This window comes from Idiomarina sp. 017G (assembly GCF_004362265.1).
In the GTDB taxonomy this organism is placed as follows: domain Bacteria; phylum Pseudomonadota; class Gammaproteobacteria; order Enterobacterales; family Alteromonadaceae; genus Idiomarina; species Idiomarina loihiensis.
Map to the genome: position 1 here is coordinate 40,256 of NZ_SNWT01000009.1, position 14,384 is coordinate 54,639.

18 protein-coding genes are annotated in these 14,384 nt (G+C 46.9%); 9 read left to right on the top strand and 9 right to left on the bottom strand.

Annotated features, from left to right (window positions below; translation table 11 throughout):
• The first annotated feature begins 3 nt into the window (after nt 1-3).
• Entirely contained in the window at nt 4-591 is a 588-nt protein-coding gene (gene smrA / locus DEU30_RS11335; RefSeq protein ID WP_114982247.1) for a DNA endonuclease SmrA, read from the top strand.
• 20 nt (nt 592-611) lie between these two features.
• Here the strand turns inward: smrA and DEU30_RS11340 are convergent, their stop codons facing one another.
• A complete protein-coding gene (locus DEU30_RS11340) occupies nt 612-1,685 on the bottom strand; it encodes a sigma-70 family RNA polymerase sigma factor (RefSeq protein ID WP_114982248.1) in 1,074 nt (357 codons plus the stop codon).
• Nucleotides 1,675-2,571: an alpha/beta hydrolase gene (locus tag DEU30_RS11345; RefSeq protein WP_011235648.1), complete on the bottom strand. Its 897-nt coding sequence runs from the start codon at nt 2,569-2,571 to the stop codon at nt 1,675-1,677. The genes DEU30_RS11340 and DEU30_RS11345 overlap by 11 nt, the downstream gene beginning before the upstream one ends.
• A gap of 211 nt (nt 2,572-2,782) precedes the next feature.
• Here DEU30_RS11345 and DEU30_RS11350 point away from each other — a divergent pair, with 211 nt between their 5' ends.
• Nucleotides 2,783-3,646 (top strand): YicC/YloC family endoribonuclease, encoded by an 864-nt coding sequence (locus DEU30_RS11350; protein ID WP_011235647.1) that lies wholly within the window; start codon nt 2,783-2,785, stop codon nt 3,644-3,646.
• A gap of 42 nt (nt 3,647-3,688) precedes the next feature.
• On the opposite strand, the gene DEU30_RS11355 is transcribed toward DEU30_RS11350, so the two are convergent.
• Nucleotides 3,689-4,252: a 3'-5' exonuclease gene (locus DEU30_RS11355; protein ID WP_016341406.1), complete on the bottom strand. Its 564-nt coding sequence runs from the start codon at nt 4,250-4,252 to the stop codon at nt 3,689-3,691.
• A gap of 63 nt (nt 4,253-4,315) precedes the next feature.
• The gene (locus DEU30_RS11360; RefSeq protein ID WP_011235645.1) at nt 4,316-4,891 is read right to left on the bottom strand and encodes an XRE family transcriptional regulator; all 576 of its coding nucleotides are present in this window, start codon (nt 4,889-4,891) and stop codon (nt 4,316-4,318) included.
• Nucleotides 4,892-4,979: 88 nt separating this feature from the next.
• On the opposite strand from DEU30_RS11360, the gene DEU30_RS11365 reads away from it, so the two are divergent.
• The 4 genes from DEU30_RS11365 (at nt 4,980) to DEU30_RS11380 (ending at nt 9,216) form a co-directional block, all read left to right on the top strand.
• A complete protein-coding gene (locus tag DEU30_RS11365; protein ID WP_011235644.1) occupies nt 4,980-5,618 on the top strand; it encodes a LysE family transporter in 639 nt (212 codons plus the stop codon).
• 127 nt (nt 5,619-5,745) lie between these two features.
• Nucleotides 5,746-6,849 carry a Fic family protein gene (locus DEU30_RS11370; RefSeq protein ID WP_011235643.1) on the top strand — a complete coding sequence of 368 codons (1,104 nt, stop codon included), beginning with the start codon at nt 5,746-5,748 and terminating at the stop codon, nt 6,847-6,849.
• A 102-nt stretch (nt 6,850-6,951) separates the two neighbouring features.
• Nucleotides 6,952-7,248: a hypothetical protein gene (locus DEU30_RS11375; protein WP_011235642.1), complete on the top strand. Its 297-nt coding sequence runs from the start codon at nt 6,952-6,954 to the stop codon at nt 7,246-7,248.
• Nucleotides 7,249-7,347: 99 nt separating this feature from the next.
• Nucleotides 7,348-9,216: a DUF885 domain-containing protein gene (locus DEU30_RS11380; protein ID WP_011235641.1), complete on the top strand. Its 1,869-nt coding sequence runs from the start codon at nt 7,348-7,350 to the stop codon at nt 9,214-9,216.
• A gap of 63 nt (nt 9,217-9,279) precedes the next feature.
• Here the strand turns inward: DEU30_RS11380 and DEU30_RS11385 are convergent, their stop codons facing one another.
• Nucleotides 9,280-10,179 carry a sensor domain-containing diguanylate cyclase gene (locus DEU30_RS11385; RefSeq protein ID WP_011235640.1) on the bottom strand — a complete coding sequence of 300 codons (900 nt, stop codon included), beginning with the start codon at nt 10,177-10,179 and terminating at the stop codon, nt 9,280-9,282.
• A 260-nt stretch (nt 10,180-10,439) separates the two neighbouring features.
• Nucleotides 10,440-10,583: a DUF2256 domain-containing protein gene (locus DEU30_RS11390; protein WP_011235639.1), complete on the bottom strand. Its 144-nt coding sequence runs from the start codon at nt 10,581-10,583 to the stop codon at nt 10,440-10,442.
• 143 nt (nt 10,584-10,726) lie between these two features.
• On the opposite strand from DEU30_RS11390, the gene DEU30_RS11395 reads away from it, so the two are divergent.
• On the top strand, nt 10,727-11,197 hold the full coding sequence (locus DEU30_RS11395) for a hypothetical protein (protein WP_011235638.1): 471 nt from the start codon (nt 10,727-10,729) through the stop codon (nt 11,195-11,197).
• Between the two features lie 21 nt (nt 11,198-11,218).
• Here DEU30_RS11395 and DEU30_RS11400 read toward each other — a convergent pair whose 3' ends face one another.
• On the bottom strand, nt 11,219-11,497 hold the full coding sequence (locus DEU30_RS11400; protein WP_011235637.1) for a peptidylprolyl isomerase: 279 nt from the start codon (nt 11,495-11,497) through the stop codon (nt 11,219-11,221).
• A 26-nt stretch (nt 11,498-11,523) separates the two neighbouring features.
• Nucleotides 11,524-11,958 (bottom strand): nuclear transport factor 2 family protein, encoded by a 435-nt coding sequence (locus DEU30_RS11405; protein ID WP_011235636.1) that lies wholly within the window; start codon nt 11,956-11,958, stop codon nt 11,524-11,526.
• Between the two features lie 86 nt (nt 11,959-12,044).
• Between DEU30_RS11405 and DEU30_RS11410 the strand changes: the two genes are divergently transcribed.
• Nucleotides 12,045-12,467: a secondary thiamine-phosphate synthase enzyme YjbQ gene (locus DEU30_RS11410; RefSeq protein WP_016341405.1), complete on the top strand. Its 423-nt coding sequence runs from the start codon at nt 12,045-12,047 to the stop codon at nt 12,465-12,467.
• A gap of 135 nt (nt 12,468-12,602) precedes the next feature.
• On the opposite strand, the gene DEU30_RS11415 is transcribed toward DEU30_RS11410, so the two are convergent.
• Nucleotides 12,603-13,781, bottom strand: a complete 1,179-nt coding sequence (locus DEU30_RS11415; protein ID WP_011235634.1) for an MFS transporter — start codon at nt 13,779-13,781, stop codon at nt 12,603-12,605.
• Nucleotides 13,782-13,896: 115 nt separating this feature from the next.
• Between DEU30_RS11415 and DEU30_RS11420 the strand changes: the two genes are divergently transcribed.
• Complete coding sequence (locus tag DEU30_RS11420) at nt 13,897-14,361, top strand: GNAT family N-acetyltransferase (RefSeq protein WP_227016380.1); 465 nt, start codon at nt 13,897-13,899, stop codon at nt 14,359-14,361.
• Nucleotides 14,362-14,384 lie beyond the last annotated feature (23 nt).

Here is a 14,384-nt window from a genome sequence, read left to right on the forward strand (position 1 = left end):
AGTATGTCGCGTTCAGATGATGAAGAATTTGAGCTGTTTCGTCAGGAAATGACTGACGTAACGCCCTTGGCGGGGGAAGAAGTTGCTGATATTAAGCAGGCTTTTGAACCGACGCTGGCACAAAAAGAGCGCCGCCGTGCCGCTGAGGCAGAAGAAGCTGAAAACGAAAACTTTTTATCGACCGAATATGTGGATTTAGTGGAGCCGGATGACGTTATTGAGTTTCATCGGGACGGTGTTCAGGCTGGAGTGTATAAACGCCTTAAACAGGGGCGTTACAGCATGGAAGCCAGTTTGAACTTGCACCACCATACGTTGGCAGAGGCGCGCACGGCACTGTTTAACTTTGTGAAAGATTGTCACGCCGCCGGTGTACGTACGGCTTTAATTATCCACGGCATGGGCAAGCACACAAAGCCGCATCCGGCACTGATAAAAAGTTACGTGAATAAGTGGCTGCGCGAGCTGGAACCTGTACTGGCGTTTCATAGCGCACAGCGACCACATGGTGGCCGCGGCGCAGCCTACGTAATGATGAAAAAGAACGCCGAACAGAAACAAAAGAACCGCGAGAAACACGCAAAGCGGTAACTGAGTAAAGTGGTGGCCGACTAGAGTCGGCCACTCATGATTAAACCCGCAATGAATGATATTCCCCCGCCACCAAAACCCAAAATGGCGCCTAAATAGCAGCTCCAGCGTTTTGATTTTGGGTTATTAACGTGACGCTGCACCTGAACTTGATAGTACATGATGCCAGTCACTAACAGACTGTAGGTCGCAAGCGGAAGAATCCAGCCGGGGTCCAGCTCATAACTGGCAAAAAACAAACCGCCTATAACGACCAAGAATACGGCTGCCCGATTTCGCAAACGAACCAGATGCTGTTTCGCCTGGTGTGTTGGGGCGTACTTCTGTGCTTGACGAGAGCCGATAAACAAGCCGGCTAAAGCGGCAAAAATACCAATGGCTGCAATACCCAAAAAGGTGATCCACTTGATTCCGCTACCGAGTGCGCCGGAAGCGGATAAGCCAGCCGCTGCTGCCGGTGGACTGCCAAATGTTAGTGTCGAGCTGAGTATCGTGGTGACGCTGAGTGACGGAGCACTGAGTAAGGCAGCTTTCCCGACTCGGCTGAGAAGATCCTGCGCCAACGTTTTGCGGGCTCGTGACAAGCGTTTACGCACCGTTGCGGCGTCAACACCCAACAGTTCAGCAACGTGCTCACTGGACTGTTGCTCTCGGTAGTACAGCAGCACAATATCGCGGCTGTCATCGGGCAGGCGAGTGAGTGCTTGTGCAATAATTTGGTTCCGCTGTTGCTGTGTAAAGTCCTCATCTGGCTGTTCAGTTGCTATTAGCTGTTCCAGCTCTTTGTCGAGAGGTTTTTGGTGTTGCCGGTGATTGTGTTTTTCCTTCTCAAGCCACTGATAAGCACAATGGCGGGTGGTTTGCCGCAGCCAGGGTAAAAAGCTTTGTGCCTGTTTCAACTGGTTCATTTTCTGCCAGGCCAGTATATAGGCTTCTTGGGCCACATCTTCACTAGCTTTAACGTCCTGAACAATGGCCAGCGCGACACTGGCAACCAGGTTTTGTGTGCACTGAACAATTTCAGCAAAAGCTGATTTATCACCGGCTTGCGCGTGTTTGACGTGTTGAGTTAACGCAGCGATGTTACTGTGCATGACAACGCTCCTCGATAAAGTCGGTGGTTTGCTGAATAAAGGATTGCGGCTGGTCCCACATAATAAAATGCCGCGCCTGATCAAACTCTACCAAGGTTATCAGGTTGCTACCACTGACTTGTTTTTGGTAATGCGTCATAGCGGCAGCGCGTTGCTCTTTCGGAAATGCACCCGTTGCTGCCATCTGTAACACCGGAATCTCCAGTTGTGTTAATTGAGGCCTTAAATCTGTTGTCATCAACTCATAGATAGCACGCCCTGCCGTTTTCGGATCGGACGATTTAGCCATATCTACAATAAGTTCTTGCCCTTGAGTTAAAGCGGTGTGACGGGAGACTCCCTGCGCTGTTTGAGCCGCCATGGTTGCTGCAGACATTTGCTGATAAACCGACAGTAATTGCTGTGCCTGAGGTTTGGCCTGGTCTGCAGTTAAGGCCGGGTTCCTCGTCACCAATGCAGAGAAAAACGGGACGCCATCAACGGCAACCACACAGCTTATGGCAGGCTTATCGGCTACGGCTAACTGGTAACCGAGGAAGCCGCCCAGACTATGACCTACAATCACCGCATTCCCAGAGGTATGGTCAGTTAGATAGTTGGTTATGGCAGCCATGACGGGCTGGGTAAATTGCTGCCGTAGTGGCCGGTAATGTGGTTGGTCACCAAACCCGGCAATACTGAGCTGATGAACCCGATAATTTTTACTAAGTTTATGTGCAGTATCCTGCCAAACTCGACTGTCGCTGGTAAGGCCGGGTATTAGCAGCATATCCTGTCCGCTACCCGACACCTGACTTGAAAGAATGTCTGAGTGTTCATTGGCGAACGTGGGGTTCATACTGGCATTGACTATGAATGACAAAATAACGGCTATTGTGGATTTCATCTTTTATTTCCTTTGTTGTGGCCGGCTACGGCGGTTTACTGTGTGGCTTAATGTTGCGTACTCAGTAATAAAGTCAGGTTGGCCGTTATAAGTGTGACATCTTTATTTATCGAGGCTTTGACTTCACCTTGGTCGGGATCACAGGTAATATCAGCGCACATTGTTATCACAACGTCATCCGCAACGGCTGCTTAGCAGCAAAGGAACCGACATGATTCAAAGTATGACCGGTTATGCTCGTTACGAGCAAAAAGCCGACTGGGGCACCGCAGTTTGGGAAATTCGTTCCGTTAACCAACGGTATCTGGAAACCTACTTCCGCCTGCCGGAAACCTTTCGCTCTCTGGAAAATTCACTACGTGAGCAGTTTCGTAAAAAGCTGCAGCGCGGCAAAGTCGAGTGCAAGCTTAGCCTGCAGGTAGACGAAGCGCAGCAAAGCGCTTTGTCGATTAACGAAGACCTGGCAAAAAGCGTGATTGCCAGCGCCAAGTGGGTGAGTCAGCATTCCGCTGCAGGGCAGTTAAACCCTATTGATGTTTTAAAGTGGCCTGGCGTTGTTGCTGCTCAGGACCAGGACATGGACGAGCTGCAAAAAGACGTTTTGGCCGCACTGGAAAAGACCACTAACGACTTTATCGAGAACCGCAAAAGCGAAGGCGCAGCCATTGATAAAATGCTGCAGGAACGCCTCGACGGTGTGACCACGCAGGTGGCTTTTGTGCGTGAGCGCATGCCGGAAGTGATGGCCTGGCAACGTGAGCGCTTACTAACCCGTTTTGAAGAAGCTAAAGTTGAGTTAGAGCCGCAGCGCGTAGAGCAGGAAATGGTGATGCTGGCGCAGAAAACCGACGTAGCCGAAGAGCTCGACCGCTTAGACGCCCACGTGGAAGAAGCCCGCAAAATACTGAAAAAAGGCGGCCCTTGCGGACGACGCCTGGACTTTATGATGCAAGAGTTCAACCGCGAAGCAAATACACTCGCCTCTAAGTCTATCAACTCTGACATTACCGCGGCTGCGGTGGAATTAAAGGTTTTGATTGAGCAGATGCGTGAGCAGATCCAGAACATCGAATAATGCATTTTGACGTAGCCTGCGGTTATTATCGCAGGTGCGATCTCATAAGTCAGTAAACCGCAACAACGGGGCAATATTCAACGCATCATCAATACCGCGATGGTGCGTTCCCTCAAACGATAAACCATGATATTTCATAGCATTGGCTAAGTCAGCGCTACGACTATTCACTTTGCCCCGCCGCCACTCTTGCTTGATGTTCATGTGCGACAGTGAGAAAAACTCTGGCGCCAGGTTATGACGTCTTTGCTCCGCGCTAATTTGGTTTTTGTCGTAATTACCCCATGACCCCCAACCCTCTAACTTATAATTCTTTAACCACTGGTCTATTTCAGGGACAACACTTTGGTAAACAGGAGCCGCGTCAACATCACTTTGTGCGATGCTGGTCAGTTGTGTACAAAACTCACTAAGGTTAGGGTGTGATTGTGGGCGCACCATGAAAGAGCGGTAGTCTCTTACGGTGCCATTGTCTTCCGCGATAACACAACCGAACTCGATAATTTCCATATCATCGACGGTTTGCTTTCGGTCTAAACCTTCAACATTGCCGTCCCAGCAGGTGGCTTCAAGATCGACTATTAGATAAAGCCTGTTGGAATTCACGATACTTGGGTCCATAGGTCAAAATTTGATTTGATATTTGAAGAGAAACTTTCAATGAGACCTCTACCTCGACTTTTCGTAGACCGTCATTGTGAAGTGAACGGGTTCGTTAGTGCTGTTTTGGTAGGTGTGCGCAACGTCCATTTCGGCGGTCATTGAGTCACCTGCCGATAAAGTATAAGTTTCTTCATTCACCAAAACGTCTAAACAACCCCCCTCAACGTGAATGAGTTCAATGGTTCCTTTAGAGTGCGCCTCAGATACAAATTGTTCTTTGGGAAACATAGACCATCGCCATAACTCGATCATGATTGTGCCCTTTGAACCTGCAAGCAGTCGAGCAACCCCCCCATGATCACCATTCCAGAGTGTCGGAATGTCCTGAGGCTGTCGAATCGTTACTTTAGGGTCGTCTGATACAGCTACTATATCCGCCACAGAAACGGCAAGTGCATTGGCTAATTTGCATAGAATTCCGATACTTGGGTTTGCACGCCCTTTCTCTATTTGCACTAGCATTCCTTTGCTGATTTCGGCATTTTTAGCCAGCTCATCAAGGGACATTCCGTATTGCTTACGAAAGGTGTAAACGCGTTTTGCGATAGCTTCGTTAATAGCTGTTTTATCTTTATCGGTCATTATATTGACTATTTGTTTCTTTATATTAAACTGACGATAATTTCCATTATCGTTGACTTAAACGATTAGAACAACGCAGGAAGTGATAATGTTCGAGTTTGTCAGTGTATTCGTTATGGGTGCCGTAATTTCTGGTGGATTGATTATTGCAATTGGTAGCCAGAATGCCTTTCTGTTAAAAACCGGGCTAACGAATAATCATCCGTTTGCAGCGGCGACCGTTTGCTTTATCGGCGATATTCTACTTATTGGTGCGGGCGTATTTGGCGTTGGCGCGCTCTTTTCGATTGAAAGCATCTGGGGGCAAATGCTGAGCTTAGCGGGTGCTATTTTCTTAATCTGGTATGGAAGTAATGCGCTAAAAGCTGCGATAAAAGGTGAAAGTCGATTATCGATAGAAAAGGGTGAAAGCAAAAGAACATCGCTTAAAAGCGCATTATTGATGGCTTTTGCAATGACATTTCTAAACCCACACGTTTATATAGACACTGTTGTTCTGGTTGGCGGTGTTACTGCTGGCTTTGAGCAAGTCTATAGACCGTGGTTCGTTGCCGGAGCTTTATGTGCCTCGGCAGCCTGGTTCTATACACTGGTATTTGTTGCAAAAAAACTTGCGAACAAACTGAATAAACCAAGAACCTGGCGTATTATCAATGCATTAATCAGTGCGGTAATGTATCTGATCGCAGGTAGTCTTTTAGTAGATTTAGTCCCGTATTGGCTTTAGCAGGTAAAAGGTACAGAAGTACCAATGTTTGCAAAATGAGCCGAATACACCTACTATTTGGCTCATAAATCGAGCCGAATAACTTTAGTATTCAGCTCACGACGCAAGCAACTAAGGTAATCAGCAAATGACCGCGTGGCTTTGGCAGCACAAAGACTGGCCGAACATGGTGTGGCAGCAACAACAGCTGACGCCTTTGTTGCGTGGTGTTTATGATCGTCTTGGTCAGCTAAAGGGTAAATCTGCACTAGTTGAGAATGACGCTGAGTTTAGTCTGGATACGCTCTTGGCAAATATTGTTGCATCGTCGGCGATAGAAAGTGAAAAAGTTGATGTGTACGCGGTGCGCTCCTCCTTAGCTCGGCAACTTGGTATCAATGACAAATCACCGGTAAAGACAGATGGTTCGTCGGAAGGGTTAGCCAGTTTAATGCGCTCTGCAGTAACAGACCTGGATGAGACAATTAACTTAGAAAGGCTACTAAACTGGCATAGGTGGTTGTTTGAACATCATGAATCACTTATGCAAAAAGTAGAGCCTGGCGTTTTGCGCGGTGAAGCACCCATGCAAATTGTTTCTGGGCCTATTACACGGCCGACCGTTCATTTTGAAGCCCCGCCAAGAGCCAATATAGAAACAGAGCTCGAAAGCTTTGTTAATTGGTACAACGAAACGCAGCAGGACTTGCACTATGACCCTTTGTTACGTGCTGCTATTGCCCATTTGTGGTTTGTGACAATACACCCATTTGAGGATGGTAATGGGCGAATAACTCGAGCGCTTACCGACAGAGCTCTGGCTCAGGCGGACAGACAAAGTATTCGATTATTTGCGATGTCTGAAGCGATTCTGGCAAATCGTACGGGTTATTACGACATACTGGAATATACTCAGAAACATGGGGTTGATATAACGCCATGGCTTGTTTGGTTTTTACAAACACTTGCTGAGGCTGTTGATGCCGCCCTAATAAAAATTGACAGGGTTGTCGCTAAGGCAAAATTCTGGGCTCACCACGCGGATAAAAATATTCAACCAAATCAGCAAAAGGTGCTTAACCGGTTGTTGGATGGTGATTTTTCGGACGGCATTAATGCATCGCAGTATAAGTCGGTGGCTAAGGTGAGCAAAGCAACGGCGACGCGACATTTGGCGGATATGGTTGCACAAGGGCTGCTTTATAAAACAGAAGGCGGTGGGCGAAGTACGCGTTATAAGGCTTCTACCTAACTTATCGACAACCACATGCTACCAGCATAGAGCACCGTAATAAATACGCTTTCCATACCAATATAGCCGAGGCTTTCTGTTGAACGAATACGAAAGGTTTCTATGCGAAAAACGGACAAAAAAATTGAGCGCGAGATAATCCGCGAACTGACTCAAATGTGCGAAGCCGCAAAGTTTGATCATGAAGGTTTTATCTGGCTGACGCACGAGGTTAATTATCAGCGTTTCCCGCAAAGCTTAAAGGTGACACTTGTGTTTAATGAAAGCGTAAGCGAAGAGGTTTTGCTGGCGGAGTTTCAGGCACTGATCCCAAAAGTGCAGTTAGCTCTTGAACCGGTAATAGGTGAGTCCTTGCCTGCGGCGCAAATTGAAGCCTGCCGGGAACATAGACTGCAATAAGCAGCTGCCTGCCTTAACAATTTACCCTGTGGTCGTGCCTGCGTTGACATACTGTGCTACAACAGATATCAAGTTTAGAAAACTGAAAGGAGAGAACACGTGTTTGAATATAAAAAGATAGCGCTGGCGGTCTCGCTAGTGTTAATGACAACAGCCTGCTCTGACGCTTCCAAAGAAGAAGCGACGACGGCAACTGTGGAGTCGAAAACTGCGACGACTGAAAACACTACCCAAAATGCGGAGCAAACCGAATCGGAAAAGGCGAATAAGCTGTTTGAAGACATTTTCATGGAAAATGTTATGCGCAGCCCTATGTATCAGTCTTACCTTGGTATTAAAGATGATCAGGATAAATGGGACGATATTTCTGAAGAGCGCGCAAAAGAAGATTTAGAGTTTCAGAAAGCACAGCTGGAACGGGTAATGGCTATTGATGAATCTAAGCTTAACGAGCAGACTAAAATTAGCTGGACGCTAATGAAGCAGAAGCTGGAAAACGACATTGCTGACTTTAAATGGCGTCACTATAACTACCCGGTTAACCAAATGTTCGGTATGCACTCCAGCGTAGCATCGTTGCTAATTAATCAGCACGGTATTAGCGAAGTGGATGATGCAGAAGACTATATTGCGCGTCTTAATGGCCTGCCGGAATTATTTGAGCAGTTGGCAGAGAACCTGGAGCTGCGGGCTGAGAAAGGCATTATCGCACCTAAGTTCGTTTACCCTTATGTCATTAGCGACAGTGAAAATATCATTACCGGTGCGCCGTTTGATGATGGTGAACCCAGCGCGTTATGGGCAGACTTTTCTAAGAAAATAGACGGCTTAGATATTGATGACAGTCAGCGCGATGAGCTTTTAGATTCGGCGAAAAAAGCGATGCTGGAATCAGTAAAACCGGCCTATGAAAGCTTGATCACCTCAGTAGAGGGCATTGCTGAGCAAGCGGATACTAAAGACGGCGCCTGGAAATTTCCTGATGGCGAAGCTTTTTACAATAACGCATTAAAACGCACCACCACGACCGACCTGACTGCCGATGAAATTCATCAAATTGGTCTGGACGAAGTAGAGCGTATTCACGAAGAAATGCGCGGCATTATGAAAGAAGTTGGCTTTGACGGCACGCTTCAGGAGTTCTTTGTACATATGCGCAACAGTGACGACTTTACTTATTCGAGTACGGAAGAAGGTCGTCAACGTTATCTGGATGAAGCCACTGCGGTTATTGATGACATGCGTGGACGCCTTGATGAATTGTTTCTTAATAAACCAAAAGCTGAGTTAACGGTAAAAGCGGTAGAGCCTTTCCGCGAGAAGTCTGCAGGTAAAGCATTCTATCAGCAGCCGTCAATGGACGGTTCACGTCCGGGAATCTATTACGCCAACCTGTACGATATGTCATCTATGCCGACGTATCAGATGGAAGCTTTGGCTTATCATGAGGGTATTCCGGGCCACCATATGCAAATTGCAATGGCGCAGGAGCTAGAAGGTATTCCGAGTTTCAGAAAGTATGGCCGTTACACGGCTTATACAGAAGGCTGGGGGCTATATACCGAAAAACTTCCAAAAGAGATTGGCCTTTATGAAGACCCTTACTCTGACTTTGGTCGTTTAGCTATGGAGCTTTGGCGTGCAGTGCGTTTGGTTGTTGATACCGGTATCCATGACAAAAAATGGACTCGTGAAGAGGGTATCGATTTCTACGTGAACAATACGCCGAACGCGAAAGCCGATGCCGTGAAAATGGTTGAGCGTCATATTGTTATGCCAGGCCAGGCAACAGCCTATAAAATTGGTATGAACAAAATTCTTGAATTGCGCGAAAAAGCTAAATCAGAGCTTGGTGATGCGTTTGATATTCGTGAATTCCATGACGTTGTGCTGGGTAGTGGTCCGGTACCACTTAATGTACTTGAGCAATTCGTTAACGACTATATTAGCGAAACGAAAAGTTCTTAAATCTTTTCCCTAAATACAGCGCATCACCGCACTAACTCTGCGGTGATGCGCTGCTTTCATTGGCTATTCACTTAGTCGATTCCCACCGCCGCGCTTGGCCTGATACATAGCTTGATCTGCCCGGTTTATTAGAGCGTCTACGGTGTCTCCGTGTTTAGGCCACAGAGCCATTCCTATACTGGCGGTAACAACCTCTTCTCCATGCGGCAGTATTAATGGTGCCTGCATTGCCTGACGAATTTTCTCAGCAACGGTTCGCACTATATCGACTCCTTCATCTGTTGTCGGAACCGCATCAATAAGTACCACAAACTCATCGCCACCTAAGCGCGCTACCGTGTCGGTTGCACGAACTGAAGCTGCAATCCGTTCAGCAACTCCCTTCAGTAACTGGTCTCCGGTTGCGTGCCCATAGGCGTCATTGATAACTTTGAATTTATCGAGATCTAAATACAACAGACCCAGGCCGCCGCCATCGCGTTCTGCTCGTGTTTGTGATGTACGAACCCGGTCATAAAATAGTGCGCGGTTGGGGAGCTGGGTTAATGGATCGGTCAGTGCCATATGCTCTAAGCGCGCTATTAAAGCTTCACGTTCTGCTTCAAGTTGCTTTTGCTCAGATACATCCCGGGCAACGCCAACCCGCATCTGGTCTCGTTCAGACCAGCGCGCGGACCATAGCAAATGCACTATTGAGCCGTCTTTACGTATGTATCGGTTCTCGAACTGAACAACCTCGTTACCTGAGTTGACTTGTTGAGCGATAGCCATGGTTGCCTGATGGTCATCGGGGTGCATAAAGTCAAACATTGAACGACCAATCATTTCTTCAGGGGTATAGCCAAAAACACGGGCTGCACCCGGGCTCAAATAACTGAACTGGTGCTGCTTATTAACAACGCAAATCGCATCTAATAGCAAATCCATGTATTCGGCAAGATCGGCGAACGCGGCTTTATTCATTGAAAATATAAGACCCGGCTGGTGTAAATAGGAATATGGACATGGTTACGCTTAAGCAAAACCATTGTCCACTGTTTTAAGCAGGTTTTCTCCTGTGCGATTTAGTACGTAATTTTATGTTCGTAGGTTCAGTATACACATTCCAATCTTTACAAAACCACGCTAGCATAGAAGAAAAGCGGCTAAAGAATTTTATGAAATATTGGCGAAAATACCACCCGACTATTGGCGCTGATGACCCTCGGTATCATCAGGTGTGGCTAGTTTTGACGACCTTGTCTTCGACAGCGCTCAGAGCAGTATTTAACGTCACCCCAGCAGTCCTTCCATTTTTTACGCCAAATAAACGGACGCTGGCAAACAGAACATAGCTTACTGGGCAGGTGCGGTTTTTGGTGCGCCAATTGAAAGCTCCTCTTTTAATAAAGCATGAACAGCGTTTATTCCAACTGCATTCTACGGCTCCTTAAAGATATTGAAAGAGTTGAGTGAAATCTCCACTTCTGTGCTATTGATTAAGGATGGAATTAAAAACGAGAGTCGTATTATGAAACACAACATTTCTTATGGTTTAGTTTTTGGTCTGGCGTTGTTAATGGCGGGCTGTGCGTCACCGTCTTCTTCCGTGCTTATTGGTGATGCCCGTCCGGAAATTCCGGTTGAGCAGGTAAAAGTCTATTTAGAAAAGCCAGATAACTATGAGGAAATTGCCTTAATTGAAGCAACCAGCGACTCCTCATGGAGCTTTGGTGAGCAGGCGAAAATGGATGCTGTATTAAAGCGCCTGAAACAGGAAGCGGCAAAAGTTGGGGCGAATGGAATTTTGCTTCAAAAAACGGGTGAAAAAGAAGGTAACTCTGTTTATGTCGGCACCGGTGCCGGGAAATACTCTGGTAACTTGGGCTTAGGAGTGAGTGTGGGTAAGGCTTTTGGGTTGACTGATAAAACCGGAGAAGGCATTGCTATTTATGTAAAATCTGAAAACGAGAAAGGCGTTGAGCCGGAACAAAATAATTAAGTCCGGCACCGCCCCGGCTAGCTAGCTGCGAGACAACGTCTTAATTAAGTGCCAGCCAAATTGGGTTTTGACCGGGCCATGCACTTCAAGAGTGGGCTTGCCGAACACTACTTTGTCAAAAGCAGGAACCATTTGTCCGCGGCTAAACTCGCCTAAGTCACCACCTTTTTTGCCCGAGGGGCAAAGTGAATGCTTACGTGCAAGCTCGGCAAACTTAGCACCTTTGGTCAGTTGCTCTTTTAGTTTTTCGGCTTCATCTTTAGTCTCGACTAAAATATGTAATGCGTGTGCTCTTGCCATTTTTACCCCCGGCGTTTATGTCGGTTTTATTCAGGGACTTCAGTCGCGTTCCAGTTAACTGCCTGCCAGCGACCATCCAGCTCAATGAGAACGCCGGTATTGTAATAGTATTTTGTCACTTTTCCTTCTTCTTCGGCGGTTAGTGTGAAATTAAAAACCACCGTGTCACCGAATTGTTTTACTTCGATATCTTCGGCACCGTACCAAACTTCGACGTTTTCCGGTTCTTTGGTTTTTGAGCTTTTCACGCCGGACATAAGGTGCTCTTTATCGAAGCGATTACCGCTGGAGCTGGTATAAGTTAACTCATCTGCCCAGAAACGGTCGTGAGCTTGAGGGTCGTTAATGCTGGCGCCATAAAGAAAGCCCTCGACAGCTTTCGTTGTAGCCTCTTCTACGCTCTCTTGCGCTAAAGCCGCGCTGCTGAATAGCAAGGTAAAAACTATAATTAAGTATCGCATGGTTATTCTTCCTTTAAGTTATACTTTTATTTTCTGTATGCTGTCAGCATATGGCAAGCTTTCATAAGCGGCAAATAGGTTTACATATGCTTACTAAACAGACCGAAGTTCAGTTAAAGCCCAAAACACGAGGGTTTCACCTTATTACTCATGAAGTTGAGCAAGCTTTATCGCAACTCGGCGTGGTTAAAGTGGGGCTATTACACGTATTTATAAAGCACACATCAGCGTCCCTGACCATCAACGAAAACGCTGATCCAACAGTGCGGCAGGATTTTGAAAGCCACTTTAATGAAATGATACCGGAGAATGCGCCCTATTACCGGCATACATTTGAAGGTTCTGACGACATGCCCGCGCATTTAAAGTCCAGTATTCTGGGAAGTAGCGTGACGGTTCCGGTTACCGAAGGTGGTCTGAATATGGGAACATGGCAAGGTATATACCTATGTGAACATAGAGATCATGGTGGCGCCCGTACTTTAGTTTTGACATTGCAGGGTGAGTGAGGGGTAGCGAGTACTCACTTAGCCAAACCTGGCAATAAGAAAAATAAGAGCTAAAGCAGCAATTACCCCGACAATGGTGAAAATGCCGTGTTTGTAGATACGCTGGTCTTTCCGTTCTGTCGTCATGCTTTTTCTCTATGCTGATAATTTACGCATTGCCCATAAACCAATAACGGGGCCGGGCAGTAAAAGCCAGGTTACCCATTCATTATGTATAGACCACAAATTGCTGGTTAGCCATATTGCCGGTAGTGTTAAAGAAAAGCCAATGGCATTCATTATAGCCAGTGCCGAACCAATATTCTCCTTTGGCGCAAACTGGGCGGCTAGTGCCGAAAATTGTGGGGAGTCGGCGATAACAGTCAGTCCCCACAGTAGTAATAAAGCGAAAATAAACCCTGCCGGAAGCTCTGTCATTAAAGGGTATAGTAAGCAAATAGCACCGGAACTGAATAAAGCCAGTCGGGCAACGCGTAAACCGCCTATTTTTTTACTCATGATACCGCCGCCAATGCAGCCCAGGCTACCAATAGCAATAATGCTAAAGGCCAGCCATGGCACTGTGCCTAACGGCACGTTGAGAGTCGCTAATGGGTGCAATACCAACAATGGTGTCAGCATCCAAAAGGCGTAGAGTTCCCAGGCATGACCAAAGTAGCCTATTGCTATGGCACGAAACTTAGGTTGGGTTAATGCGCGTAATCCGGAACGTAACGTTTGGGGTGTCGCTACGCTAGGTAAATGAGGCCCACTACCAAGCCAGCCCACTAATAAACCGCCAAGCAATGCCAGTATTGACGAAGTTAAAAGAGGAATTTCCCAGGAAAAGTCCAGAGTAATGCCACGCATAAGATGTGGTAGCGCTGTTCCGAGCGTTAGCATGGCTAATAACCAGGAAAGGGCACTGCCAGCGTAGCGTGGAACCCAGGATATCACCAGTTTCATTCCCATTGGGTAAATTCCTGCCAGGCAAAGTCCGGTTAAGAAACGTAATAGCCAGCCGAGAGTTGAGTGATCAATTGCAACAATAAATAGGGCATTAACCAGGGCACCGGCAATGCTCGAGAGTAAAAATATCTGACTGGCTCGGTAACGATCAGCAAAACCGGTTAACGCCAGCGTTAGAGTTCCGATAATAAAGCCCAGCTGCACAGCCAGGGTATAAGCGCCTAAGTCTGCTTCGTTAAGGTGATGCTCTGCCGATAAAGGAAGCCAGACACCGTTAATGCTGAACCACAAGGACGTGCCCAGTAATTGAGAGAGAATAATCAAGGGTAAAGCGAGTTGCTGGTGCAGTTTGGTATTGCTTAGCATGGCGCCGTTAGTTGCATCTTTTAGGAGGTCATTTTTTATTTGCCTTACATTACCTTAGTTAGCGAACTAACGCGACGTTAGGTTTTCTTCTGTGCTAATTTAAGTTGGAAACCCATTGTTAAAACAAAGAGCGATGTTAAAGAAAGCTGAAATCAACGAGTTAAAAGAGGCGCTGACCTGGCCTGAGAATGCCGCCGAGTTCCGGCTGTGGTTTGGCGATAAAGTTCGGTATGGCAGTCCGGCTGAGGCCATCTGGCAACAGATTAAAGGTAACGAACGCGGGACTTTTGGGTTTTACCAGAATGAAGAGCTGGTTGGTTTTGCCCAGGCTTATGAAAAAGTCGAGAACGGTATTCACATAGCCTGCCTTATTGTTAACCCGAAAGTTAGAGGCAAAGGACTGGGCCGGTTGTTTGTAAAAGCCTTACTGGGAAATGCCTGGGCGCAGCAGCAAACGCGGTTTATTACGTTGAATGTATACCCCGAAAATACGCCGGCGCGGTCACTCTATAAAAGCCTTGGCTTCCACGAAGCCGGAGAGAATAGCGGTATGGTTGCTATGCGGCTGGAGAAAGAATAATTCAAAAGGCTTTGCCTTGTATT